General features: G+C 43.9%; 19 protein-coding genes. 6 read left to right on the forward strand and 13 right to left on the reverse strand.

Annotation, left to right across the window (positions count from 1 at the left end; translation table 11 throughout):
* Nucleotides 1-15: 15 nt before the first annotated feature.
* Complete coding sequence (locus tag BM528_RS15775) at nt 16-999, forward strand: GGDEF domain-containing response regulator (protein WP_071980659.1); 984 nt, start codon at nt 16-18, stop codon at nt 997-999.
* Nucleotides 1,000-1,111: 112 nt separating this feature from the next.
* Here the strand turns inward: BM528_RS15775 and BM528_RS15780 are convergent, their stop codons facing one another.
* From BM528_RS15780 to BM528_RS15795, 4 genes are all read right to left on the reverse strand, one after another.
* Entirely contained in the window at nt 1,112-1,810 is a 699-nt protein-coding gene (locus BM528_RS15780) for a 3'-5' exonuclease (protein ID WP_071980660.1), read from the reverse strand.
* A 1-nt stretch (nt 1,811) separates the two neighbouring features.
* Nucleotides 1,812-3,641, reverse strand: a complete 1,830-nt coding sequence (locus tag BM528_RS15785; protein WP_071980661.1) for a putative nucleotidyltransferase substrate binding domain-containing protein — start codon at nt 3,639-3,641, stop codon at nt 1,812-1,814.
* Between the two features lie 221 nt (nt 3,642-3,862).
* Nucleotides 3,863-5,569, reverse strand: coding sequence for a sodium:solute symporter family protein (locus BM528_RS15790; RefSeq protein ID WP_071980662.1), 1,707 nt, complete (start codon nt 5,567-5,569; stop codon nt 3,863-3,865).
* Between the two features lie 4 nt (nt 5,570-5,573).
* Nucleotides 5,574-5,840, reverse strand: coding sequence for a DUF4212 domain-containing protein (locus tag BM528_RS15795; protein ID WP_071980663.1), 267 nt, complete (start codon nt 5,838-5,840; stop codon nt 5,574-5,576).
* Between the two features lie 258 nt (nt 5,841-6,098).
* On the opposite strand from BM528_RS15795, the gene BM528_RS15800 reads away from it, so the two are divergent.
* On the forward strand, nt 6,099-9,566 hold the full coding sequence (locus BM528_RS15800) for a PAS domain-containing hybrid sensor histidine kinase/response regulator (RefSeq protein ID WP_071980664.1): 3,468 nt from the start codon (nt 6,099-6,101) through the stop codon (nt 9,564-9,566).
* Between the two features lie 47 nt (nt 9,567-9,613).
* Here the strand turns inward: BM528_RS15800 and BM528_RS15805 are convergent, their stop codons facing one another.
* Entirely contained in the window at nt 9,614-10,339 is a 726-nt protein-coding gene (locus BM528_RS15805) for a mechanosensitive ion channel domain-containing protein (protein ID WP_232230511.1), read from the reverse strand.
* A 308-nt stretch (nt 10,340-10,647) separates the two neighbouring features.
* Here BM528_RS15805 and rimK point away from each other — a divergent pair, with 308 nt between their 5' ends.
* Genes rimK through BM528_RS15825 form a run of 4 tightly spaced genes read left to right on the forward strand, consistent with a single transcriptional unit; the run spans nt 10,648 to nt 14,078 of the window.
* A complete protein-coding gene (rimK, locus tag BM528_RS15810) occupies nt 10,648-11,553 on the forward strand; it encodes a 30S ribosomal protein S6--L-glutamate ligase (RefSeq protein WP_071980665.1) in 906 nt (301 codons plus the stop codon).
* A gap of 60 nt (nt 11,554-11,613) precedes the next feature.
* Entirely contained in the window at nt 11,614-12,645 is a 1,032-nt protein-coding gene (locus BM528_RS15815) for a succinylglutamate desuccinylase/aspartoacylase family protein (protein ID WP_071980666.1), read from the forward strand.
* A 4-nt stretch (nt 12,646-12,649) separates the two neighbouring features.
* Nucleotides 12,650-13,084 carry an ATP-dependent zinc protease family protein gene (locus tag BM528_RS15820; RefSeq protein WP_071981360.1) on the forward strand — a complete coding sequence of 145 codons (435 nt, stop codon included), beginning with the start codon at nt 12,650-12,652 and terminating at the stop codon, nt 13,082-13,084.
* Between the two features lie 22 nt (nt 13,085-13,106).
* Nucleotides 13,107-14,078: an amino acid ABC transporter substrate-binding protein gene (locus BM528_RS15825; RefSeq protein ID WP_156844083.1), complete on the forward strand. Its 972-nt coding sequence runs from the start codon at nt 13,107-13,109 to the stop codon at nt 14,076-14,078.
* Nucleotides 14,079-14,178: 100 nt separating this feature from the next.
* Here BM528_RS15825 and BM528_RS15830 read toward each other — a convergent pair whose 3' ends face one another.
* The 8 genes from BM528_RS15830 to BM528_RS15860 form a co-directional block, all read right to left on the reverse strand.
* Nucleotides 14,179-14,823, reverse strand: coding sequence for a response regulator transcription factor (locus BM528_RS15830; RefSeq protein WP_071980668.1), 645 nt, complete (start codon nt 14,821-14,823; stop codon nt 14,179-14,181).
* Between the two features lie 15 nt (nt 14,824-14,838).
* Nucleotides 14,839-16,785 (reverse strand): acetate--CoA ligase, encoded by a 1,947-nt coding sequence (gene acs / locus BM528_RS15835; protein ID WP_071980669.1) that lies wholly within the window; start codon nt 16,783-16,785, stop codon nt 14,839-14,841.
* 446 nt (nt 16,786-17,231) lie between these two features.
* Entirely contained in the window at nt 17,232-18,419 is a 1,188-nt protein-coding gene (locus tag BM528_RS15840) for a hypothetical protein (protein WP_071980670.1), read from the reverse strand.
* Nucleotides 18,420-18,865: 446 nt separating this feature from the next.
* Nucleotides 18,866-20,020, reverse strand: a complete 1,155-nt coding sequence (locus BM528_RS15845; RefSeq protein WP_071980671.1) for a Na/Pi symporter — start codon at nt 20,018-20,020, stop codon at nt 18,866-18,868.
* Between the two features lie 467 nt (nt 20,021-20,487).
* Complete coding sequence (locus BM528_RS15850; protein ID WP_071980672.1) at nt 20,488-21,540, reverse strand: aldo/keto reductase; 1,053 nt, start codon at nt 21,538-21,540, stop codon at nt 20,488-20,490.
* Between the two features lie 393 nt (nt 21,541-21,933).
* Nucleotides 21,934-22,110, reverse strand: a complete 177-nt coding sequence (locus tag BM528_RS18575) for a hypothetical protein (protein ID WP_156844084.1) — start codon at nt 22,108-22,110, stop codon at nt 21,934-21,936.
* Between the two features lie 112 nt (nt 22,111-22,222).
* Nucleotides 22,223-23,569, reverse strand: a complete 1,347-nt coding sequence (locus BM528_RS15855) for an alkaline phosphatase PhoX (RefSeq protein ID WP_071980673.1) — start codon at nt 23,567-23,569, stop codon at nt 22,223-22,225.
* Between the two features lie 300 nt (nt 23,570-23,869).
* Complete coding sequence (locus tag BM528_RS15860) at nt 23,870-26,422, reverse strand: sensor domain-containing protein (RefSeq protein ID WP_071980674.1); 2,553 nt, start codon at nt 26,420-26,422, stop codon at nt 23,870-23,872.
* Nucleotides 26,423-26,487 lie beyond the last annotated feature (65 nt).

Raw genomic sequence — 26,487 nt, forward strand, 5'->3', positions numbered from 1 at the left:
CTTTGAGGGTTTGGCGTGTACATAGAACAGGTGGATAACAGAACACTGTCTGATTGCAGTGTGCTTATTGTTGACGACGATGCAAGTAGTCGACTAGTGCTAGAAACACTGCTGCAAGACATTGTGGCCTGTGAGTCTGTTTCCTCTGGCAGAGATGCAATTGAATACTGCCGTTTCAAAAAACCAGACCTTATTCTTATGGACGTTTCTATGCCAGAGCTAGACGGGCATGAGACTACCGCACTCTTACGAAAAAAACCTCAATGTGAAGGCATTCCAATCATTTTCGTTACCTCTTCGTCTACAGAAGAGGAGGAATCTAAGTGCTGGAACTCTGGGTGTGTTGATTTTGTTGTAAAACCTGTTAACGCCTGTACCCTACAAAACCGCGTTAAATCGCATTTGAAAAATAAAATGCGCAACGATTTACTCGAAAAACTTATCTACATTGATAAGTTAACGGGCGCATACAACAGGCACTACCTTGATGACTATCTTCCGCGTTTGGTGCGGGACGGTCTGAGAAACATCACCCCTCTTTCGCTTGTCATTTTTGATATTGACCACTTCAAACTATTTAATGACATGTATGGTCACTTAGATGGCGACAGTTGTTTATGGAAGGTGAGTCAGTGTATTAGTAGCTCACTTCTGCGGCCTATGGATAAATTAGTGCGTATTGGTGGTGAAGAGTTTCTGGTTATTTTGCCGAATACAGACACGCAAGGTGCCGTTGAGGTTACCAAGCGCCTGTTAGAAACAGTGTATGATCTCAACATTAAACATGCTGCATCTGAATTTGAGCGAGTTACTTTAAGTGCCGGTCTCTCAACCAAACAAGCTGACGATGATAAAACCATCGAGTACGTGATGTTAGAAGGTGATAAACACCTTTATATGGCCAAAACATCGGGCCGTAATTGTGTGAAAGCTGAAGGGTTTACTATCACAGGAAACGAGTCGCCTATTAAGGCCACCAAACGTCGAATATTGGTATAATTGCACGCTTCCCTCCTTTAAATTTCATTGTTTTAAAGCGATCTTCCCTCGAGCAAGCACACTTCTTATGATCTAATCTAGATTCCAGTTTAGAGTCCAGACTAGAGTTCGGCTACAGTCTAGTTCCAGCCTCTTTACCAAGCCTATAGCACCCTAGCGCTTTTGTATGATGTAACTGCAAAAGTGCACTTTGTTGGGTAAGTCCAAACTGTTCAATTTGAGCAAAAAACAGCTGCAGGGTAGCCATCGCATCATCAAGCGCGTTGTGCTCTGGACAACTGGGCAAATCTAACCGCTGTCGACATACACTTAACGTTGCGCTGTTATTTGGCAGTACTTGATGCTGTTTATTCAATTGGTACACCGCTAGCTTTAAAGTATCGATATACACAACATCGATAGCGGGCAGCGATAGTTCTACAAACGTCCTATTCAGCGCAGCTAAATCTAAGCTCGCATTGTGAAATACCAATACTGACGTTTCTAAAAGTGGCAAGACTTTTGAAATCGCATGTTGTAATGACACACCCTCTTGTAAAATATCCTGAGTTAATCCGTGGATGACTGGGCTTTGCCCAAGTTCCGCTGGCGTATCGATAACATAATACTCGCAGGCGTTGAGTGGCAATTGGCATCCTTTACCCTTTGCCCAGCCTATCGATGTAATACTGGTTGTTTGCGTATCAAGGGAGGTAAGCTCTAAGTCTATCGCCAACAATTCTGTGTTATGGACATACAAATTAGATAGTTGTTTCTTAAACGACAATCCCTTTTTGCCAAATAGCCGGGTCTTTAGCCAATGCATTACCATGCTAACCCACCCCGCCGGAAAACTTCATTACCATAGCCTCATTGGCACGTTCTATGGCTTTAAAACCGGCTTTTAACTGATGCTTTTGTATTGAAGACAATGTACTTACCGACACTAGATTATCCGTAACCTTGTTTTCCAACTGGTGGCGCCAGCGAAGTCGATTCAAAAATATCCATATGTCTTTTAAATTTGCTGCGTCTTTTGAAGAAAGCTCCGACTTCTCAGATAAACTCTCAAGGCGAGTAACTGTGTTAGGTAAGGTAATTCCATCAGCCAATGCATAGATTCGAGCAATATTATTTATCAACGCGACGGCCCGTGTTTTTAAATCAATAGTGTCTTTTTGCTTGCGTCCTTTTTCATAGCTAAACTTTTGAAACATGGATAAGGGCACAGATACTTCGTTACTGGCGCGAGCAAGAGCCGCTAAGAACATTTTTTGCTGTAATAATGGAGCGCGCCTTTTTTGTAACTCTTTAAATAGGCTGGCATCGCCTGCGGCGCAGCGCACATCTAGAAATATATTAAAGTGCATTATGGCTTCTTTCGTGGGTGAATTAACCCATTGTTGTGCCTCACTTACTGCATCATCTAACGCCAGTCGCAACTTGGGGTTGCTAGCCATAATGTTACCGTCGCAAAGTTTAATTCCACACTTTGCTAAACCTTTACATACGTAATCTGTCATTTCAGCAAAGTAAGCGGCTTGTTTTTCGTTAGGTTTTGAGGCTAAAAGTAACCCACTGTCTTGATCAGAACCTGTTGTTTGATCTTCCCTTGCCTGCGAACCATAAACTAGCCATGCGAACATCATTGGTGCTTTGCCGTTGTCCTGCTGAAAAAAGCCAATCAGTTTCCTCGTCATGACATCTGTCGCCTGCGACAAAATCTTACCCGCAATATCATAATCGCCAGCCCGTTTAGCATGAGCGGCAAAATAGTGGGGTAATTGCCAAGAAAGCCGAATAAGTTCGTAAAGGCTGTTAGCTTTCGTTAATTCACCAATAATAAAGAGGACGTTACCGCGCTGATGTCGAATAATGTCACTTGCCGTTATCATACCCATTGGTGATTGCGATAAGTGATCGATTACCGGCAAGTGGTGAATATTCTTCTCTGTCATGAGGGACATAGCATCGAACAGCGTTCTATTACTTCCAATTTGCGCAGGCGTGGCAGTCATAATATCTCTCACCGCTCTATGAGTATCAAACGCCTCTGCCACTACACGTGAGCGCAAATCTCTGTCGGTGACTATGCCTATTAGTTTCTCGTTTTCAGTGACAAGCAGCGAAGACACCTTTTCTTGGGTCATGAGTTTTGCCGCTTCCACAATAGTGGTATCGCAATGTGCCGCCACCGGAGCCTTACTCACTACATCGGTTAACGATTTGTATAACCACATAGAGTTAGAGTCTGCGATTGCATGGTTTTGTAACGCATTATTGCGTAAGCCGTTAAAAAAACTACTTACTTCTACAAGGTCTAGTAAACCCGTTACGTCACTTGCTGCGAAACTGTAAATTAAACCTGGGCTATCTACGGTGACCGAAAGCGGGTAAGTCTGGTTATCTAAAATAGCGGTATAATTGAAATAATCTCCCTCGCTTAAATGTCGCGCAGCACCCTCGCCATCCTCTACTGAGAATTGTCCACTTTGAATAAGATACAGACGTGACTCTTTCGCACCAAATTGCCCGGCGTTGTCTTTTGTCACATACAATAAATCGGCATTGCGAATGAGGTCGCTGCGCTGCGCTTCGTTCAACATGTCAAATGGGGCCGATGAAGATAGAAAGTCTTCAACCTGTTTCGCTATTGCTGTCATTACAAAATCCTCACTATTCCTTTAAGGCTGCATATTCTTTTGAAAAAAGTAGCTACGACGTTGTTTCGTAAAAAAGCAGCAACGGCGTTAGGGTCTTACTAAAACAAAAAGCCAACCGACTAAATATTGCTAGAAGGCTGGCTTTCTTTTATTGTTGGTTTCCTTGCGATACTTGCCATCTGCAAGCATCGCAAGGTGTTACCTGTATTACCTATTAATACTTAGTGTGCAGAGGCTTCACCCGCTCCCTTAGGATAGCGAATACTCTCAACCAACTCCTGGATTTCTTCTGGCGCATCGTCTGTCACTTTAAAGACTAGGAATGCCACCAAGAAGTTAACCATCATACCCAATGTACCAATACCTTCAGGTGAGATACCAAACCACCAGTTTGCTGGAACATTCGCCGCTGGGTTTACAAACTTGAAGTAAATGATATACGCAGCGGTGAAAGCGATACCCGCAAGCATACCCGCCACAGCGCCTTTATCATTCATACGTTTACTAAAGATACCCATAATAATCGCAGGGAAGAAGCTTGATGCAGCTAAGCCGAAGGCAAAGGCGACCACCTGCGCAACAAATCCGGGCGGATTAATACCAAAGTAACCTGCAATCACTATAGCAACCCCCGCAGCGAGTCGGGCATAGAACAGCTCCGCTTTATCGGTAATATTAGGCGCAAAGTTTCGTTTCAGTAGGTCATGCGACACTGATGTAGAGATGACCAGTAATAGACCTGCCGATGTAGACAACGCAGCGGCAACACCACCAGCAGCTACTAGGGCAATTACCCACGCTGGAAGATTCGCAATTTCAGGGTTAGCAAGTACCATGATATCGCGGTCTACTTTCATCTCGTTACGCTCGTCACCAGAATAGAACATAACACCATCACCATTCTTATCGTTAAACTCGATAAGGCCGGTCTGCTCCCAGTTCTTAATCCACGTCGGCGCTTCTTCATAACTTGTACCTGTGAGTTCTGGACCATTGATAGTTTCAATCATGTTCACACGAGCGAACGCTGCAAGTGACGGTGCGGTTGTATAAACAATGGCGATAAACGCTAAGGCATAACCTGCTGATTTACGAGCATCATGAACCTTAGGCACAGTAAAGAAGCGAACGATAACGTGAGGTAGGCCTGCCGTACCCACCATAAGTGCAAATGTAATGAAGAATACGTCTATGGTACTTTTGGTACCTGTGGTGTACTCGTGGAAGCCTAAGTCGGTGGAGAGGTTGTCGAGTTTTTGCAGAAGATGCATGCCCGAACCATCAGCTAATGTGGCACCGAATCCGGTCTGCGGTAAGATGTGACCCGTTACCATAATTGAGATAAATACTGCTGGAACAACATACGCAAATACCATTACGCAGAACTGTGCAACCTGAGTGTATGTAATCCCTTTCATACCGCCAAGAACGGTATAGAAGAATACGATAACCATCCCAATTACAACGCCGGTAACGATATCTACTTCAAGGAAGCGACTAAACACAACGCCTACGCCACGCATTTGGCCGGCAACATAAGTAAAGCACACGAAGATGGCGCAGAATACTGCCACGGTTCGAGCGGTTTGCGAATAGTAGCGGTCACCAATGAAATCGGGTACAGTAAATTTACCGAATTTACGCAGGTAAGGTGCTAGGCAAAGTGCAAGCAGTACGTATCCGCCAGTCCAGCCCATTAAGTAAACAGCACCATCGTAACCCATGAAAGATATTAGACCAGCCATGGAGATAAAGGATGCCGCGGACATCCAGTCGGCAGCAGTTGCCATACCGTTAAGCACGGGAGGAACGCCGCCACCTGCTACGTAAAAGTCGTTCGTTGAACCTGCTCTTGCCCAAATGGCAATTGCGATGTAAAGCGCAAATGTTGCGCCAACAATAATAAAGGTGAGTGTTTGAAGATCCATTGTTTTACTCCTCGTCTACGCCATAGCGTTTATCCATCGCGTTCATTTTGGCCATATAGACAAAAATAAGAGCAACAAATACTAAAATGGAACCTTGTTGTGCAAACCAGAAGCCCAGTTTGAAACCAAAGAATTGGATGTTGTTTAATGCGTCGGCAAATAAAATGCCCGCACCAAACGACACTGCAAACCAAATGACTAAAAGTTTGAAAAGGAGCGCTAAGTTCTCCTTCCAATATGCTTTTTTGTCATCATCATTTCTAAATGCCATTTGTCCGTCCCCACGTCAGGTTAATCGGTTGTTGTTTTTTTACATTTTCCTAACGCTCAGCTTTTGTGTGGTTGCCGCTTCAAATTTCACACTGTTAAATGCAAACCCATCATGCAGCAAAGCCAAGCTTTTAGGAGGTTGGATATCACTTTAGACCTGCGTGTTAAATTTAAAAATGAGACCATGGTCGTAGGTAGACGATGGTCTCAATAGGTATAATAGACACAGAGTTGTAAAAATAAGGTTAACGGAAGCGCTATGGTTTTTGGTTGGGTTACACTGGCAGTACTTTATCTTTTCTTACTTTTCTCCCTCGCGAGTTGGGGTGAAAAAAACTCGCCTACAGCACGTGCACTAACCTCACATCCTGCGGTTTACTCTCTTGCTCTTGCTATTTACTGCACAGCATGGACATTTTTTGGCATGGTAGGACAGGCAAGTAGAGACACCTGGATTTACCTGCCTATTATGTTGGGGCCAATTTTGGTGTACGTCATTGGGTATAAGTTTATTTATAAGCTTACCCTTGTGAGTAAAAAGCAGCATATAACTACCATTTCTGACTTCATTGCATCGCGCTACGGCAAACGTCAAACCGTGGCCTTACTTGTTACCATTATTGCTTTACTCGCTACTATTCCCTACATAGCACTACAATTAAAAGCCGTTGGATTAACGTTTCAACTGCTTACACAGCAGCCCAAAAACGATATTATCATTATTGCTGCTACTGCTTTTATAGCCGTGTTTGCTATCTATTTTGGTACCCGTCAGACCGACGTCACCGAATATCGCCGCGGGCTGATGCTTGCCATCGCTTTTGAGTCATCAGTAAAACTACTGGCACTGGTATTGGTGGCGTTTGTAGGGTACAGCGCATGGAAAAACACCCAAAGCGGACCATTTTTTGAAAGTTTTTTGAACGAAGCTGCGATGTCGCAATTCAGCTCGTTTACTTTCATTGCACAAACCATTATGGCCGCCGCGGCCATTGTGTGTTTGCCCAGACAATTCCACGTAGCAATTATTGATAACCTTAGCTTGTCTCACTTGCGCACTGCGCGGTGGCTGTTTCCGCTTTATCTGATCATCATTTCTGCGGTTATTCCTGTTATCGCTATTGCAGGGAAAGCTATTTTTGCGGGTACCAGTGTAGAGCCAGACTCTTATGTACTTTCTTTAGCCATGTTCTCAGAGTCTGCGCTACTGCAAGTTATCGTATTTGTAGGAGGGCTTTCTGCAGCTACCGCCATGATCATCGTGGCCACGCTTACACTAAGTACTATGCTCACCAACGACGTTATTTTACCTCGCATACTCGCATTTACCGAAGACTCAGGTAGAAAGCGGGATATTTCTCGCCGAATAAAATTAATACGTCGCATTGTGATTGCCTCTATTCTGCTGATGGCTTTTTTGTACCACCAGCAAATGACGAGCAGTCGTTCGCTGCACTCTATTGGTCTTATTGCATTTTCATTGGTTATTCAATTGCTACCCGCTATCGTAGGCGGGCTTTACTGGAAACGCGCTCACGCTCATGGGGTGTATGCTGGCCTGATGGTAGGGCTTATCATTTGGGTACTATGGCTAGTTCTGCCAATTGTCAGCGAGCAAGTCTCGCGTTTAGAACAAAACGAACTTATCAGCCAAGGCGCCATGATAAGCCTTGCTGCCAATTCCCTTATGTACATACTGTTTTCGTGGTTTGCACCACAGCGCCTTATCGATCGCATTCAAGCAGAAGCCTTTGTATCACCTACTATGTCTGCTAACAATACGGTGAAATCTCAGGCTACCAACGTAAAAGTGGCAGATTTAACCACCTTACTCTCTACTTTTATGGGAGCGGGCAGATGTATACAGCTCGTTGAGCAATATCAGCAGTTAAATCACTGCGAACTTAACGAACAAGACACACCAAACGAGAACTTCTTGTCGTTTTGCGAGCGTGCGCTCGGGGGGGTTATCGGCGCATCAAGTGCAAAGGTTTTACTCGATAGTGCGCTGCGCGGCAAAAAGATGGACTTCACTGAAATTATCAACTTCTTTGATGACACCACTCAGGCCATGCAATTTAACATGACGGCCCTTTTAACCTCGCTTGAAAATATGGATCAAGGGATCAGCGTTGTCGATAAGCATTTAAACTTAGTGGCATGGAACAAACGCTACTCTAATCTGTACCCCTACCCCGATGACTTACTTACCGTTGGCGTTCCTATTGAAAGGCTTATTCGCTATAACGCCTCACAGGGAGAGTTTGGCACTTTTGACGTAGAATCCGAGGTGGAAAAACGCCTAGAACACTTGCGCTCGGGCATGCCACATCGCTTTACGCGCCAGCGTAAGGACGGGCGGGTAATAGAGATGGTGGGCAACCCTCTGCCTGGCGGTGGCTTTGTAACTAGCTTTAACGATATCACCGGGCACGTAGAAATTCAGCAGGCGCTAGAAGAGTCTAATATTGACCTTGAAGCGAGAATAAAAAAGCGCACAGAAGAAGTGCATTCAATTAATGCTGAGCTTCGCCTTGAAATCGAAAAACGTTCGGGGGCCGAAAAAGAGCTGATAAGAGCCCGCAAAGCAGCAGAAGATGCCAACGCCAGTAAAACTCGTTTCCTTGCGCTTGCCAGCCACGATGTTTTACAACCTCTTAATGCCGCTAAGCTATACGTTAGCGCATTGGAAGAGCAAGACTTATCTGAGCAAACTCATGCCATTATCAAAAAGCTAAGTCATAGCGTCTCGTCTAGCGAGGCTTTGATAGGTACGTTGCTAGACATAGCACGGTTAGATCAGGGCGAAATGAAACCAGACATCGAGTCTGTTGATGTGAGCGCCCTGCTCACTCCCCTGGTAGATGAAATGGCGATGCGGGCTAAAGACAAAGGTTTAGAGCTAAAAGCCATTATTAGACCTTGTTGGGTGCGGGCCGACAAAACATACTTGTACAGAATACTGCAAAACTTGTTGTCAAATGCGGTGAAATACACCGAAAAAGGAAGAGTTTTATTTGTGGTCAAATCGGTTAACGACACTGTATATTTTAAGATTTTAGATACAGGCATCGGTATTTCTAGCGACAAACTAGACACCATATTTGGCGACTTTTTCCGCGCCAATGAAAGTAAGGAACATGGTTTAGGCCTAGGCCTTGGTGTGGTAAGGCGCTTGAGTTTACAGCTCGACACCAAAATACAGGTGCGTTCACACTTAGGTAAGGGCAGTAGCTTTATGTTCTCGCTCAATAAAGCTGCCCCTAAAGCCACCTCAGCTATTAGTAATAAACCAAAAAATACAACCTTTAGCGGTATGCAGGTGCTGTGTGTGGACGATCAACGTGAAAATTTAGACGCACTTAGCACCTTGCTTGAGAAATGGGGCGTTAAGGTTTATCTGGCTAATAATTGGGATGATGCGTTGTCTCTTGCCGAGTCAGTTAAACCTCAAATATTACTAATGGATTACCAGCTAAGCCATGAAGATGACAAAAACGGGCTTGCTCTTATTGATACTATTAGAACCAAATTAAACGTTGTTGTACCCGCCGCTCTGATTACCGCAACGCCTGATGAAAGTCTTGTGGTGCAATGCAAAGAGCAGGGAGTAAACTTTTTAGCGAAGCCGCTGAAGCCTGCAAAATTAAGAGCGTTATTGCAAAGCATGACGCGCTACATTCGCGAGGCAAAAAACGTAGATGCAAATGAAGGCAGTAGCGATTAGAACTGCATAGAGATACTGATTAAATAGACGAATACAAGTACTGCCTACTACCGCTCCTCATTTGACTGGGCCTGCTCTGCGGCCTGGCCTGCAGCATGATCACTGGCATTGCTAGCGGCATGGGTAGCTGGGCGTGTTTTTTCCTTAGCGGTCGAATTAGCCTCAGTCGAATTAGCCTCTAACATGGCGTTCGTTTTAGCAACCACTTTTCCTATGCTGTCCCATTTTACTTTGGGGTTTAACATAACAGGCCGAGTGAGAATGAGGTTGTTAGGATACATAATAGTTTCACGTTCAAGCGTGACCAGGCGAGTACTGAATGGCCCGATATCGGCAATAAACCCCTCAACAAAATTATCACCATCGATAATGCGTAAGTAATTGCCTCGTCTGTAAGATACATTCGTAAGCAATATGAAGTAGGCTGTTATATTGCTGATTAACGACCAGCTGGCAAACAGCGCTACCCCTGTAACCGTTATAATAGATGTGGATAAGACAAGAAGGCCTGAAAAGTCTATTCCCCAAGCAAGCAATAGCAAACAAAGGGACACTGTTGCCGCTATTACTTTAGCAGCAAATAGTCCTTTCAATGCACTGTGAGACTTAAGCTTCGATTTCGCAATGTCGTTTTCAATTTTCGGCAGCAGCTTTTTTGACATAACCAAATAAACGAGCAGTACCAAAACACTAAACACGATATTAGATTGATATTGCGTTGCCCATTGCAGAAAATTGTCCCACCATTGAATCATCACTCCAGTGTACTCCACATGTATTCCTTCGTAGCGCTTAGCGCTCTCATTATTGCTATATACTCACATTATCACGAAAGCGCTATGACATCTTTGCAAGGCCACCAATAGCCCGTATTCTAATGCGAAGAGTCGATATGCTACTGCCAAAAACCACAGTCTTCATAAAATAAAAACAATCGACACCATAAGAAAAATTTGTAAGACAGACCCTACAGACTCGATTAGTATGCGCGTCCTAAACAGCTTGCGCATTTATCGCTCACATGTAACGGTAGTGTTAATTCGAGAGCTGAACTCATTATTTTATCAAGGCTAATAAACCTATGCGCATTGCAATACTGTCAAGAAACCCGCGACTTTACTCTACTTCACGTCTTGTTGAGGCAGGAAAAGCTAGAGGTCATGAAGTGGATGTTATCGATACCATGCACTGTTACATGGATATCACCAGCGCAAGACCCTCTGTTCGATATAAAGGTAAAAAGCTTCCCTACTACGACGCCGTTATTCCACGCATTGGTGCGTCGGTAAGCTTTTACGGCACCTCAGTAGTGCGTCAATTTGAAATGATGGGCACATACAGTGTTAATGAATCAGTGGCAATCAGCCGCTCTCGTGACAAGCTACGCTCTCTTCAATTGCTTTCTCGTAAAGGGGTTGGAATGCCACGAACAGGGTTTGCCCATCATCCAGATAAAATAGATGATGTGATAAAAACCGTGGGAGGAGCGCCTGTTGTTATTAAGTTACTTGAGGGTACGCAGGGTATAGGCGTGGTTTTGGCAGAAACTCACAATGCCGCTGAATCTATAATTGAAGCTTTTATGGGGCTTAACGCCAGCATTCTGGTTCAAGAATTTATAAAAGAAGCCGGAGGAAGTGATATTCGCTGCCTGGTGGTAGGCGGAAAAGTTGTCGCGGCAATGAAACGTCAGGCCGCAGCCGGCGAGTTTCGCTCTAATTTACACCGTGGCGGACAAGCTAGCCTAGTGAGATTAAGCCCTGCTGAACGTAAAACAGCAATAGATGCAGCAAAAACCATGGGGTTAAATTGTTGCGGCGTAGATATTTTGCGTTCTAACAATGGCCCCGTCGTTATGGAAGTTAACTCTTCTCCTGGATTAGAGGGTATAGAAAAAGCCACCAATAAAGATGTAGCAGCTATGATTATTGAGTTTATTGAAAAAAGCGCCGAGCCACACAAAACAAAAACTCGTGGTAAAGGTTAATACATAGCAACGTTCATCGTTAATGAAGGCTGAAATGCCATTTGTGAAGGAAAAACCTTAGTGGTAAGTAATGTTTTGACGATTGGGGGTCACGATATCGCCCCAGGAGAAACCAAGAAAATAGACTTGGAAATGCCGCCGCTTTATACGGCTACCAATATGAGTATTCCAGTCTATGTAAAAAGAGGCAAACGCCCAGGGCCAGTTATGTTCGTTAGCGCTGCCGTTCACGGTGACGAGCTAAACGGCATAGAGATTGTAGGGCGTTTAATACGCTCGAAAGCCATTGATAAATTGCGCGGAACCCTTATCGCAGTGCCAATGGTAAACGTCTATGGTGTGTTAAATCAGTCACGTTACTTGCCTGATAGACGAGACTTAAACCGCAGCTTTCCCGGAAGCAAAAAAGGCTCATTAGCGGGAAGGCTCGCAAATCTTTTTTTTAACGAGGTAGTGAGCAAGTGTGACGTTGGAATAGACCTTCACACCGGTGCAATACACCGAAGCAACCTGCCGCAAATTCGCGCAGATTTAGACGACGCAGACGTGCTTGAGATGGCAAAAGCCTTTGGCGTTCCCGTGTTACTTAACGCTGAAATTCGTGAAGGCTCGCTAAGAGAGGCCGCAAGCACAAATGGCGTTAAAATTTTGCTTTATGAGGCAGGCCAAGCACTTCGCTACGATGAGTTTTCTATCAGGGCCGGCGTGAAAGGTATTATCAATACCATGAGACACCTTGGTATGCTGAATAAAAGTCGCAGTAAAGGCCACAGTATAAATCGGTTTATCGCTCAACAAAGCGGCTGGGTGCGTGCAGCTGAAAGCGGTTTTGTAACCCATCTTGCACAATTAGGCGACCATGTTGTAAAAGGGGATAAACTTGCGGCTATTGCCGACCCTTTTGGCAACATTATCGGCAGCATTATTAGCCCGGCCGAGGGTGTTGTAATAGGCAAGCAAAACATACCTCTCACGCAAGAGGGAGAGGCAATCTATCACATTGCGTATTTTTCACAGCCTAATGAAGTAGCAGAACACGTTGAACTTTACCAAGACAATTTATTACCTACAGACGAGCCACTTGTTGAGTAAAAAAATGAAAAATAAAAAACTTATTGGTGCAGTTGAAGTGTGCGATTTACCCCAACTTGCTATTGCCGAGCTGAATGTTCGCGTAGATACAGGAGCAGCCACTTCCTCTCTTCATGTCGACAATATAGAAGAGTTTACCCGTGATGAAACGCTGTGGATCCGCTTTGACATTCACCCTGATATTTACAATGTCGACACGGTAGTAAGAAGAGAAGCAGAAGTATTTGGCAAAAAAAAGGTAAAAAGTTCCACCGCAACCCGAGAAAAGCGCTATGTTATATTAACAGATATCATCATGGATGGGTTTCAATGGAGAATCCAACTGACGTTAACAGACCGCTCAGAGATGACCTACTCCATGCTTTTAGGCCGTGAGGGCATGTCGGGGCATTTCATTGTCGACCCAGAGTATGACTATCTTCTCACAGGTAAAGACTAACTTCTGAAATGAGTAAATGGGTATGCGATTGCCAGGAAAGGCACTTATTGTTTTTTCGCTCTTATCTTTTATCACTGCACTTTCAGATGTTTCTGCTCGCCAGAACTCAGATGAGAGCGACATACCACGAGTTCACACCCAAGTAAGGCTGCCCAACATTCATCCCGGCCGGGACGCCATTTACAGCTATGCAAAGCAGTTGCTTTTTAACGCCTTAACGGTGACTGAAAAAGAATACGGCACTTTTGAGTTTATTATTAGCGAACAAGAGAGCCCTCAACAGCGCCAATTAAGAAGCTTGGAACACGACATGCTCGATGTCACTTGGAGCGTTACTTCTAAGGACAGAGAAGCCTACTTTCAGCCTATTCGTATTCCCATCATGGCAGGTCTTTACGGCAAGAGAGTGCTGTTGATTGCCGGTGACGATACACGCTTTTCGAAGAACATCGACATAGACACATTACGCAATTTTAGAGCTGCACTGGGCTATGATTGGCCCGATACAGCTATTTTTCGTCATGCACAAATACCGGTACTTGAAACCAACTATCGCGCTTCGTTTAAAATGGTCGCAGATGGCTTCGCCGACATGTTCCCGCGCAGCGTGATGGAAGTGAAAGAAGAGATGAGCAACCTTGAACTTAGTCGAGGCTTGCAATTGGAAAACAACCTCGTTATTGCTTATCCAAGCCCTGTGTTTTTTTTCGTTCGTAGTGATAATCAACCCTTGGCCAAACGCATCACCGATGGTTTACTGCAGCTAATAGAAACCGGTAGTTTTCAGCAGCTATTATTGAGCCAAGAAGGTTACCAAGAAAGCCTTGCCTTAATGGAAGGACGCACCACAATTAATATCGATAACCCGCTTTTAAATGAAGAAAGTAGAATGGCGTTAGAAACCTTTGTTCCTCGCCTTACAAGGTTGAAAAATACGCCAGAGCAAGAATCACCAGATGAGCAAGACTCGAAACAGACTAAAAAAGAGCTATAACCTAAGCAATGCTACAGCCTGCCTTTCCCTATCTCAATCAAGCGGTAACCTTTTAAAGTCGCGCTTTTGATTTAGTGAGGCTGCTCCAATGCTGGCTGACTTAACGAGACGGCGGCTCTAATTCTAGCTGAGACGCGATAAGTACGGCTTGTGTGCGGTTGTTAATACCCAGCTTTTTGAATATGGCGGTAACATGCGCCTTTACCGTTGCCTCAGCAATATCTAAGTTATAGCCTATTTGCTTGTTTAGTAACCCATCTCTCATGTAGCACAACACTTTGTATTGAGAGGGCGTTAAAGAAGCCACTTTATCGGCCAGTTCTGAAAACGCTTCATCAACATCATCAACACTGTCGCTTAACCCCTCGGGCAGCCATATATCGCCATCGAGTATTGCCTCAACGGCGTTGCCAATGTCTTGGGCGCTGGCAGTTTTTGGAATAAAGCCAGATGCTCCAACACCAATGATTTTTGAAATCAACGAGGTGTCTTCTGTACCTGATACCACAGCAACGGGAATATCTGGGTAAAGCTTGCGTATATGAAGAAGCCCGAACAGATCGTTACTGCCGGGCATGTGTAAATCGAGTAATAACAGGTCGATATCTTCTTGATTAAGCATATCGACCGTTGACGTTAAGTCGCCTGCCTCTTTGAGTGTTAAAGAGGGCAGCGACAACGATAAGGCGCCTCTTAATGCATCGCGATACAGCGGGTGATCATCTGCGATTAAAAGCGTTACCATTGTCATTTTCCTTGATTATCTATTAAGTCGCTCCTCTATGAGTGTATCAACAACAGACGGATCCGCCAATGTTGATGTATCACCGAGTTGCTCGTGTTCATTAGCCGCTATTTTACGTAATATACGACGCATTATTTTGCCTGAACGTGTTTTAGGAAGCCCAGTAGACCATTGAATAATATCAGGCGTTGCAATGGGGCTTAACTCTTGACGTACCCAAGCTTTGAGCTCTTTAGTCAGTGCCTCATCTACCTCTACACCCTCATTAGGACTTACGTAAACATAAATGCCCTGACCTTTAATGTCATGAGGATAGCCAACCACCGCCGCTTCGGCAACTTTACTATGGGCCACCAGCGCACTCTCAATTTCGGCGGTGCCTAAACGGTGTCCAGAAACGTTAAGCACGTCGTCCACACGGCCGGTTATCCAGTAGCAACCGTCCTCATCACGACGTGCACCATCACCTGTGAAATACACACCGGTATACGCGCTAAAATAGGTATTGATAAAGCGCTGGTGATCGCCGTAAACGGTTCTGGCTTGGCTTGGCCAGCTGTCTTTAATGACTAGGTTACCTTCTGCGGCACCTCCTAGCTCGTTTCCATCGGCATCAAACAATGCAGGCGCTACGCCAAAGAAAGGACGCGTAGCAGAGCCCGGCTTAAGCTCTGTTGCTCCCGGTAACGGCATGATCATATGTCCGCCGGTTTCCGTTTGCCACCAAGTATCAATGATTGGGCAACGGTTTTGTCCTATCACGCGGTGGTACCACTCCCATGCCTCTGGATTTATTGGCTCACCCACAGTGCCTAACAGGCGAAGCGACGAGAGGTCACAGCCTTCGGCTGGTGTATCGCCATGTGCCATTAATGCACGTATTGCGGTAGGCGCAGTGTACAGGCTATTCACCTTATATTTTTCTACCACTTGGGCTATACGCTTAACGTCTGGGTAGGTAGGTACACCTTCAAAAAATACCTGCGACGCCGCGTTAATCATTGGCCCATAAACCATGTAGCTATGACCGGTTATCCAGCCCACATCTGCGGTACACCAATAGATATCATCTTCTTTGTAATCAAAGGCGTATTTGAATGTCATGGCTGAGTACAGCAAATACCCACCTGTTGTATGCACTACCCCTTTTGGCGTGCCAGTAGAGCCTGATGTATACAGTATGAAAAGCGGATCTTCAGCATTCATCACTTCCGGTTCGCATTGTGCTGAACAACTATCGATGGCCTCATGCCACCACACATCGTGAGCACTATTCCACTCAACATCACCGCCGGTTAGCTTATGAACAATAACATTAGTAATAGATGGACAGGCACCATTTGCCAACGCTTTATCTACGTTCGCTTTAAGCGGAATACTGCGCCCTGCTCTGCGTCCTTCATCGGCGGTAATCACAACTTTAGCCGCGCTATCATTAATGCGATCTGCAATAGCGTTAGGCGAGAAGCCGCCGAAAATAACCGAGTGGACTGCGCCAATGCGTGCACAAGCTAACATAGCGTATGCGGCTTCAGGCACCATAGGCATGTAAATCGCTACACGATCGCCTTTCTCAACGCCCATCCCTTTTAGTGCGTTAGCCAGTTTGCATACCTCGTAATGCACCTGTTGATAAGTGACGTCGAGGCTGTCTTCGGGAGAATCCCCCTCCCAGTGAAAGGCCACTTTTGTTGCATTTTTTTCTAGGTGTCTATCGATACAGTTGTAGCTGGCATTCAATGAGCCGTCTTCAAACCATTTGATAGACACATCATTCTTACCGAAAGCGGTATTCTTAATTTTGGTTGGCGCCTCGTACCACTCCAGTAGTGCAGCATGCTCCGCCCAAAATGATTCTGGATCGTCTATCGACTTCTTGTACATGTCATCATACTGAGCGGCAGTAAGATGCGTAGATTGAAGGATATTTTCAGGTACGGGGTAAGTCTTGCTGGCAGTCATAGATTGCCTCCATTATTTATAATGTTAAATTCTCGATTTCGTTGAAATACTCTAGCCATTAATGAGTAAAGAAAAATGAGACATTGGTCTTACTGGTAGTCGTTATCGAAGAATCATCCACAAAAAACCTTACAGCTCAACGCTTAAGGCTGTTTCTTACTTAAATGTGCCTGTCTCAATACGAATTACATATTAAGACAGTCACAATAATCTTTTAGAGTGCCTGTCTTTATAAGTAAACCTTCCTAATTCTATCGAGACAGTCATAATTTCAGACAGCAAGACTACTATCAAGACAGTCACATCAAGGGCCGCTATTAAGACAGTCACATTAACGTTTAAAATAATGTTTAAAAATGCCTGTCTTTCTAAGCATTACTTAAAAGTACACCCACCATTGCGTTACACAATGGCGGGCTAATTTAGCGTGTTTTCTCGCTCAGGCATTAAAATTTAAAGACAACACCTGCACGGCCTACTACCGTTGAGAAGTCCTCAAAATCGCCGCCGTATTCGGTATTGAAATGAGTAAATTGCACAAACCCAGTCAAACCGTCCATTAACTTGTGGCCATAGTTTATATAGGCTGTAGTGTTTTCATTTAGGTCTGTTAGTGACAAGCGGTTACGGTCGCTAGAGTCTACAGAAGCACTGGCGTAACCTACCTTGATAGTAGAATCTGTATTCACTTTCCAAGTAAGGTATGTGAAGAAGCCGCTTTCACCAAAGCTTTCGCGAACTTCACCTGCACCGTTCAAGCCCGATGAAGGAGCAACACCAAGAGCGTTTTGATTATTCAGCGCATCACCTGTGTAATATTCAGCATTTATGCTGACTGCACCGAAATTTAGGGTGGTATAAACTTTCATTAGCGTGGCATCTTGGTTTTCACCGGCAGTAAACCCAGCTTCGTCTTCAAAGTTGAGCTCTGCAAAATGACCTGCTGCACCAATTTTATGACCAGAAAAACTGTAATTCACATCCAAAGCCAAACCAGGCATGCGGCCAAGTTCGTTCGCATTAATACCACCTGCTGTGGCGTTTCTGCCCTTTCCTGTTAATGCGCCGGTTACCATTAAACCGTCGTTCTTATATGTTGCCCCTACTTCTACAGCTAAGAACCCTGACTTACCTGCGCGGTAGGCGTTACCAATCCAGTTGTAGCTACCACTCGACTTAATACCAGCTGCGGTACTCCATTTCTGCCCACCGAAGAAAGTCCAGTTTTCATCCATATCGTAGTAAAGCGTTGCTAGGCGAAGACGAGGCTCTTGCGCCTGAAGTGCAGTTTGATTGGTAAACCCATCCTCACCATCAATAAAATCAAACTCCAGTACCGATCTTATTTTTTCATGATTCATATTTAATGAGAATCGTGATTGAGCCGCTTGGAAAGATGTTGACTCTGACTCCAAGAAGTTTGTTTGCTGTTCCGTAGCTGGCGCACCACCGAAGATATCCGTTCTCAGCGCATGTGTGGGTGCCACTTGGCTGTAGGCACCGCCAAAACTTGCTACGCCTTGGCTAGACGTAACCACTTCAGATTTAATCATACCCTTGAAACTAAAATCAAAAGCGTAAACAGGACTATTTATCAAAATAAGTGCGCAAGACGCAGCTACACGATTAAGCATGTGGTTCTCCAAAATTATTCTTAGTGTTCACTATCATTTTTATCTTGATTACCCTGTGTTCGATGGTGAAAGCACAGAGATTATAAAATTGAGTTTGAATCATTCACCGAGTTAACTTTCGGTTAACATAAATTCAACAAAGCAATTGTGGGTTAAAAATAGGCAAAATACTCGACAAATCATAGCTGTTGCGACCAAAGTCTTATCACTCAAGTACCGAGAGCATTTACATTTTCAGCTGTAATTAGCTGGAAAATCGTTTGTTATTTCTATGCAGCACAGAATAGAAATAAAGAGTAACTATCTGATTTCGTTCAAAGTGTAAAACGACGGATTAAATAAAGAATAAACACACTTTGCATCGAGTAGGACGACTCGCTTTGCTATTTATTAGATCATATTGCGTTAGGCAAAAAGCAGAGCACTCGACCTTATTCGCGTTAAATTCACATAGAGGTGAAAATAATGCCAAGCGGAATAATGAAGAACAGGCCGCCAACATAAGCTGCGCCATAGAGCTTTTGTTCCGATGCAAGTACCGATAATTGATAGGACAAATTTATGGGAATATCCCGTAAAAAACGAACTCCGTAAATGAGAGTAACCCCTAATACATTATAAATGAGATGCACCAGCGCAATTTGCAATGCGAAACCACTGTTTACACCTACTACACCTAGTGCAGCAATAAGTGCGGTAATGCAAGTTCCCACGTTCGCACCAAGAGTAAATGGATAAATATCTCGTGCTTTTAACACGCCAGCACCAACTAGAGGAACCATAAGCGAGGTAGTCGTTGATGACGATTGAACTAACACGGTGACAATAGCGCCCGACGCAATACCAGATAAAGGGCCCTGCCCTATGCTTTTATGCAATAACGCCTTCGCTTTTCCTACCATAAGCGACTTCATAATTTTGCCCATATAGGTAATAGACGCCACTATGAGTAGAATTCCGATAAAAATCTTCGCCACTCCCGGATACACAGAGGGCAAAAACTGTAGAGATTCAGAAACAAGCTCTGTTACTGGCTTTGTTACGGCTTTTATGGGATTAACGCCGCCTACACCCATCGCTTCGCCGGTATGAATTAGTGCGACGAGCTGGCCGCTAAGAAACTCTAAAACACCAAACGCCATTTCTAAAGGCAGGAATATAAGCACCGATAGAACATTGAAAAAGTCGTGTATAGTTGCTGCATTAAACGCGCGCTGAAACTCTTCTTTTTGCCTAACGTGCCCAAGGCTAACCAGGGTGTTAGTAATGCTGGTACCAATATTAGCTCCCATCATCATGGGTATGGCTATGGTAATAGGCAAACCACCCGCCACCATGCCCACAATAATTGAGGTAACTGTACTTGATGATTGAATAAGCGCAGTGCTAACCATGCCAATAATGAGACCCATAATAGGGTTCGATGCAAAATTAAATAACTCGCGAGCTTGATCGCCGGTTGCATACTGAAAACCACTTCCAATCATACTTACTGCAAGCAACATAACGTATACAAGCAAAGTAAGTACTATCCAACGTAACCATTGCGGCTTATTTTCTAGTGGACGTTCATCGAGAATTGCAGACTCAAGTACGGTCATAAAAAATTACTTTTTCACTATAAATAGAAAGATACGGATACTTCCATAGTATGACGTGCTTGTTACACATAAATGACGGCACATAGGTTCATTGGCTTATGAGTTTTTGCAAAGCATTACTTTTGTAAGGCTAGGATTTAATGCATTAACGACAAGGCAAAGTATCGGCTCAACAATGCTTTAGGTATTACAGAATTTGAATTTAAAAGAGAGGAGCCAAAAGCCTATCGTTAGCAAACATTGAAATTAGTGCAGCTATTTTAGGGCTTGGACTAGACGTTAAATTAGACGTTAGATTAGACGTTAGATTAAAAATTGAATCTGGGTTTATGGCAAAGTTCACGCCAGGGCAAATCAAGTATAAGCCAGAGCTTACAGGCCCTGGCTTTGTACGCTAACTTTATCTCCTGGCTCTTTGCCGTAACTCTATGTCCTATTTCGATATTCTCAAAACTAGACGATAAAAATTAAAAGCCCAATGGATAAGATTTTAAAATGCCATGAATATCACTTAGAGTGTCTTCACTTAAAGTAAGGTCAAACGCAGCGATATTTTCCGATAGCTGATCTAATGTTGTAGCACCGATAATAGTGGAGGTAACTCCGGGTACCTGTCGGCACCATGCTAGTGCTAGTTGTGAAGGTGTAATACCTGCCTTTTCTGCCACCTGCATGTATTGTGCAGTAGCTGCCTGAGCTGGCGCTTGATCTCTAAACAGCCCCATGCGCTGCGCCAAGGTCCAGCGTGAACCTTCTGGACGGGCTCCGTTTTGATACTTGCCGCTTAACATGCCAGTGGCCAGTGGCGACCAAGGTAAATAGGCAATATTTTCGCACTCACACATTTCGATTAAATAGGGCCAATCTTTTGCGTGCAATAAACTAAACTCGTTTTGAATAGACACTGGTATCGGCACATTTTCTTGTTCACACAATCGTAAAAATGTGTGAATCCCCCAAGGAGTATCATCAGATAGTCCCCAATGACGAATTTTCCCTGCGTCTATAGCGGCTTTGATGCCGCGTAAAATATCTCGCATCCCCTCAATTTCTTTCTCGCGGTCAATGCGCGTAGGATCTGCGCCGTCTGGCCAGTGCTTGCCAAAATGTGGGGTAACTCTATTCGGCCAGTGTAGCTGGTAAACATCAATGTAATCGGTGTGCAGGCGAGTTAAAGAGTCCTCTAATGCGGTAGTCACCGCAGTAGCTGTAATGGGAGTAGCTTCTCTAATGTATTTAAGTCCAGCCCCAGCGATTTTTGTCATTACGACAATATCGTCTCGTTTGTCTTGATTGCGAGCAATCCAGTTACCAATAATACGCTCTGTATCACCGTATGTTTGCTCATTAGGCGGTACCGGATACATTTCTGCGGTATCGATAAAATTAATACCTGTATCTAGAGCCATAGCCATCTGAGCATCCGCATCTTGTTGCGTATTTTGAATGCCCCAAGTCATAGTACCTAAGCAAATATCTGACACCTGCAAATCACTAGAACCCAAGCGATTGAAATTCATAGCAGCTAAACCTCAATTTTTATTTTCGTGCCTTCTAAGGCACTATTAGTCATACGTGAGCCTAAGACTACCCTTCGAAAATCTACATGGCTAGACCCTAGTTACTTTTACTAAGCTGACTGTAAAAAATGTGTAAACCTCTTTCTCCTGACTAGGAGCGGATTCAGCACTGCAATTTTACTTTTACTAACACATGCGTAAGAAAAGAACGCTAATTAACTTTATTTACACATTGAGTCGCCATAGTGATTTGTAGCATAGTCACAATTTTATCCTAGAGGATTCTTTCCAGTTCCCCCCTGCCCATTGAGGTTTTTAGACCATGCTCTCTCAAAGAGTAAATGATTTTATCTATCAAAATCAGCAAGTCGCAGCCCGAATTACACTTCATTGCTAAGCTTGAACGCCCAAGTGAAGATTTACTCGAGGCTTTTGAATCTTCACTTCAACGCAAACTTGGTCGCCATAATAATTATCAGCGTAGTTACATTCTTTTTTACTGAACGGGACTTTTTCCGCAACGTTAGTAGGTGACTTTGAAGTAGTAAACTTTGTAAATAATGTGCTCATCGTTTTCTCCTAAAGCTAATTCTTAAGATGTCTAATTCTTAAAATGACAGGCACATTATGCTTAATCAATAATAATGATTAAATTGAAAACATTCGATTAGGCCAATAGATTTTAACTCATCATCCAAGGACCCGTTATAGCCAATGTCTTCGACGGAGAATAAAGATTAACAAATAAGGTTCGACCATCGGGAGAGAAACAGGCACCAGCCAGTTCAGTTTGGGCGTGTAATTTTGCAAAATTATACACTTCACCGTTAGGCGTTACGCCGCGTAGATGATTATCAACCACATCAGTATATTGGTCTTCACATACAAGCAAGTGGCCATTGGGGCACACGGTAAGATTATCGCCAAAGTTATACAAATTTTTATCTTTGCTTTCTAAAAACAATTGTAGTCTGTCGTTTTTCCCATCAACAGATGGCATTAAACGCATTACCTGGCCTAACTGCATTTCCCCCCCATTGGTACAACAAAAATACAGCTCATTTTCTCCCCAATGAATACCCTCGCCTCTGGCAAATAACGCGGCGCCCTTTTCAAATGCCTGCATACGGAGATTATCTTTGGGGCTTTCCGGATGTTCTAAATCTACCCACTCAACATTTAACCACTTTCCTAGCGGCATAGTGGTAGCATTCCAATTTCGAGAGTCAAACTGAGGACGCCCAGACACTTTAAGCGCTTGTAATTGACCGCCGGCAGCGAGATTTGAAGGCGAGTTTGGTAAGAAGCGATACAAGACACTGTCGCCTCTATCTTCTGTTAGATAAACTATGCCGGTGCGGGGATCAACACTTGCGGCTTCATGATTAAAACGTCCCATTGCTGTTAACGGCACGGCTTGAACCATAGAGGTTGCCGACGCTGGAACCTCGAAAATATACCCGTGCTCTTTATTTACCAAGCCATTTGGCTTATCAACCGACTCTTCACAAGTAAGCCAAGTGCCCCACGGAGTAACTCCGCCAGAACAGTTGCGCACCGTTCCAGTCAAACTCATAAACTCCCTTTCAACGCGTTGAGTAGACAGATTGTAAATTATTGTTGATGTACCACCTGGCAAGGCTACTCCACTACTATAAGTATCGTATGCGAGAGAGTGAGAATGCTGTTGAATAGATGGAGGCTGTTGCTCGATATGCTTTGGGTGTAACTCGTGATTGCGGATGAGCGCTAGTCTATTATCGTCAAGAGCTAAACACCCCATACCGTCTGCTCTGTCTGGCACATGCAAACCGTCAGACATTGCATTCCCGAATTCAGAGATAACGCGATAAGAAAACCCTCTAGGTAAATCCAATAAGCCATTGCTGTCTGAAAGCAAATTTCCATAGCCTTTTGATATCGACATTACCCCTTCTGTTGCCTGACCCAATTGGTTTTTGCCGAAGCCACTTGACGCCAACCCTCCAAACGCTAAAGAACCCAAAATAAACTGTCGCCGTGAAATCATAGTAAGGACCTATTAAACAAATATGCTGAGGAGGGCGTCAATTGACATCAATTAATAGTAAAACTGTCATTTGTTATATTATAACAACTAAAAGAAATTTTACCTTTCTGCCTTAGCAATAATTGGTCATTGCGCAACAGAATCACTTATACATGAACTGGTGTTCAAGTTACCGAGCTATAATGTCAAACTTGGGCTATGTAATTCAGACAGGCATTTTTGATTGTCGAATTCAGACAGGAAACCACTATCGTGACAGGCACGAAAATAGCCTGACAGGCATAACAATCACAGGCGCTATCACCCTAGCTCACTGTTATGCCAGTGCTGTACAAATTGGGGTTTTGAGAAATAGTAGCCCTGAAAACGATTACAGCCCTTACTCGTGAGGTAGTCAACCTGCTCTTGCGTTTCTACTCCCTCTGCGATTGATGTGACATTAAGCGCTCTTGCCATTTCAATAATGGCATCAACAATAGGCGCTCCCTTTTTAGCGCTGTTATTATCAATATCGTCGATGAATATTTTATCAATCTTAAGTTCACTAATGGGCAACTCTTTTAAGTAAGCTAAGCTAGAATATCCGGTGCCAAAGTCGTCAATAGAAAAGCGAAAACCATAATTGGCCAATTCGTTCATTGTGTTTTTTACTGTCTCGATATCTACCACTAGCGCGGTTTCAGTTAACTCTAAAATTAGCATTTGGCTTGGAATACCGTAATAGTTGATCCTTGCAATCAAAGAAGAGGCGAAATCGGGCAGTACAATTTGTTTTGCGCTGATATTGATAGCAACGCACAAGTCCAGCCCTCGAGCGATAAACTGTTTGAGGGTGTTTAGTGTTTCATCGATGACCCAATTACCGATATCGCAAATAACATGGCTTTCTTCGGCAATGGAAATAAAGTCTGCGGGACTGACGACTCCAAGTTCTGAAGAATGCCAGCGAACTAGGGCTTCGAACGACGTAGTTTCACCACTATGATTTACCTGTGGTTGCAATGCCAACAATAGCTCGTCCTTAGCCACAGCTTGCCGCAGATGAAGCTTTATAGCCAAATAGCGATCTAACTCCTCCATACCATCTTCTGAAATATGACAAAGGCCGAAGGGGGCTGATTTTTTAGCCCGCTTCACCGCATTTTCAAGTACATTGATCATGCGTTCATAGTTTTGCTTACTGGCTTCAAATATCGCGCTGCCAAGAGAAGCACTCATCGAGACGTTCACGCCGCTAATGTCTACATCATAGTGCCGAGGGTTAATTAACGCATTTTCTATCATGCTGGCATTGAAATGATGAATGTCCGCTTTTTTATAGGTTTTCTTTGATAAGACGATAAAGCTGTCGCCTGCGAATTTATAAATGTGGTAGTCGTGGCCGATAATAAACAGTAACTTTTCAGCAATAGCACGTAGTGCGTTATTAGCATTGTTATAGCCTAAACGCGTATTTATCTGCGCCATATTGTCCATATCAAGCAAAAGAATATGCATATACTCATGATGAATGGCCGCACGCAAAATCAAATCTTTGCATTCTTTTTGAAACCACTGACTGTTGCGCAAGTGTGTAACGCTATCGGTATAAGCAAGGTTATAAATTGTATCTTGGGCTGCTATTCGCTCACTGATATCACGCACTACGCCAATGTAAATCTTTTCGCCTAAATCGGTGCTTTCAGAAAGCGATAACTCCATCTGAAATACTGAGCCATCTTTGCGCTTTGCAGGCAGCTGCCTGCCCGTACCTATAATTTTGGCATTCCCTGTACGCTCATAATTTGCCATGTAACGAGAGTGGTTTGATGCATATGGCTCGGGCATAAGTACTTCTACAGACTCCCCGACAAGCTCGTTTTTTGCGTAGCCAAACATGGAAAGCGTGATGTCGTTACATTGTTTTATAATGCCTTTTGAAGAAATACTTACTACCGCATCGTTAATGTTGTCGAGAATATTTTGAATTCGTCCAGCCCGCTCCTCGCTCAAGATCATTGTTTTCTTATAATCGGTGATATCTTCGAAGGCTCCGAAATAGCGCCTCACATTCCCTTCTTCGTCAAGCTCGTGTTTACCCGATGTTCGGACCCACTTTTTGACATTGCTGGCCGAAAGTATTTGAACTTCAATATCGTACGAGGTGTTGTGCTTTATCAACTCGGCAAAGGTGTGCTCAACTAACTCTATTGATTCTTGGCTATAAAACGACAAAGCATCATTTACACTCACTGGCTTTTTATATGAAATATCGTGAATTGCATAGGTTTCCTTGGACCAAAATAGCTTATCTTCAGCAGGGTAATATTCCCACGCTCCGGTTTTCGAGAGACTACTTACTTCATCTAATAAAGATAAGTTATTTATAGTACGGAATTCTTGATAGTACTTTTGTAAGCGCGTGGCAATGAGCTTTGCATTCGCACTGAAGCCTGGTTTGTGCTCTTCAATGTTAGGTCTTGGGGACGTAAAAATCGCAGCTAAAATACCTACGTTGCGCCCCTCTTCATTAAAAAGTCCTGCGCCGAGATAAGCCTCTGCCGCTATTTTTTGAAGCGACTTATCGCAGGGATAGTGACTGCGTACAGAGTCGGAAAATGCACACACACCGCGTTGTAAAACCTCTTCGCAAGGAGAGCCCTGCAATGCATAATCAGATAAATCACTAACCAGCGTTTGCTGTTGAATTCCAACTAACACAGAAACACTATTTTCGTTTCGGACACCAAGCAACAAAAAGTCAGCTTTTAGCGATGCATTATATTCAAGCAATTCATCGACAAATACTTGCTTATTGGCCCTAACTAGCCGGCTAAACTCGGCTTCCTCAAATACAGCATTGTGGGTAAACATAACGTCCTTTTGCGCCCAGCCGTCGACTCGATGATATCTTTAACCAGGCAGAAGATTCTTTCATT

It is taken from the genome of Alteromonas sp. RW2A1, from assembly GCF_001886475.1.
Classification (GTDB): Bacteria; Pseudomonadota; Gammaproteobacteria; order Enterobacterales; family Alteromonadaceae; genus Alteromonas; species Alteromonas hispanica.

Excerpts from the sequence above, each read along its gene's own strand:
- BM528_RS15790 (WP_071980662.1), bottom strand. The coding sequence starts at position 5,569 with ATGGATCTTCAAACACTCACCTTTATTATTGTTGGCGCAACATTTGCG.
- BM528_RS15855 (WP_071980673.1), bottom strand. The coding sequence starts at position 23,569 with ATGATTTCACGGCGACAGTTTATTTTGGGTTCTTTAGCGTTTGGAGGG.
- acs (WP_071980669.1), bottom strand. The coding sequence starts at position 16,785 with ATGACTGCCAGCAAGACTTACCCCGTACCTGAAAATATCCTTCAATCT.
- BM528_RS15850 (WP_071980672.1), bottom strand. The coding sequence starts at position 21,540 with ATGAATTTCAATCGCTTGGGTTCTAGTGATTTGCAGGTGTCAGATATT.
- BM528_RS15830 (WP_071980668.1), bottom strand. The coding sequence starts at position 14,823 with ATGGTAACGCTTTTAATCGCAGATGATCACCCGCTGTATCGCGATGCA.
- rimK (WP_071980665.1), top strand. The coding sequence starts at position 10,648 with ATGCGCATTGCAATACTGTCAAGAAACCCGCGACTTTACTCTACTTCA.
- BM528_RS15860 (WP_071980674.1), bottom strand. The coding sequence starts at position 26,422 with ATGTTTACCCACAATGCTGTATTTGAGGAAGCCGAGTTTAGCCGGCTA.
- BM528_RS18575 (WP_156844084.1), bottom strand. The coding sequence starts at position 22,110 with ATGAGCACATTATTTACAAAGTTTACTACTTCAAAGTCACCTACTAAC.
- BM528_RS15795 (WP_071980663.1), bottom strand. The coding sequence starts at position 5,840 with ATGGCATTTAGAAATGATGATGACAAAAAAGCATATTGGAAGGAGAAC.
- BM528_RS15825 (WP_156844083.1), top strand. The coding sequence starts at position 13,107 with ATGCGATTGCCAGGAAAGGCACTTATTGTTTTTTCGCTCTTATCTTTT.
- BM528_RS15800 (WP_071980664.1), top strand. The coding sequence starts at position 6,099 with ATGGTTTTTGGTTGGGTTACACTGGCAGTACTTTATCTTTTCTTACTT.
- BM528_RS15840 (WP_071980670.1), bottom strand. The coding sequence starts at position 18,419 with ATGCTTAATCGTGTAGCTGCGTCTTGCGCACTTATTTTGATAAATAGT.
- BM528_RS15820 (WP_071981360.1), top strand. The coding sequence starts at position 12,650 with ATGAAAAATAAAAAACTTATTGGTGCAGTTGAAGTGTGCGATTTACCC.
- BM528_RS15845 (WP_071980671.1), bottom strand. The coding sequence starts at position 20,020 with ATGACCGTACTTGAGTCTGCAATTCTCGATGAACGTCCACTAGAAAAT.
- BM528_RS15785 (WP_071980661.1), bottom strand. The coding sequence starts at position 3,641 with ATGACAGCAATAGCGAAACAGGTTGAAGACTTTCTATCTTCATCGGCC.
- BM528_RS15780 (WP_071980660.1), bottom strand. The coding sequence starts at position 1,810 with ATGGTAATGCATTGGCTAAAGACCCGGCTATTTGGCAAAAAGGGATTG.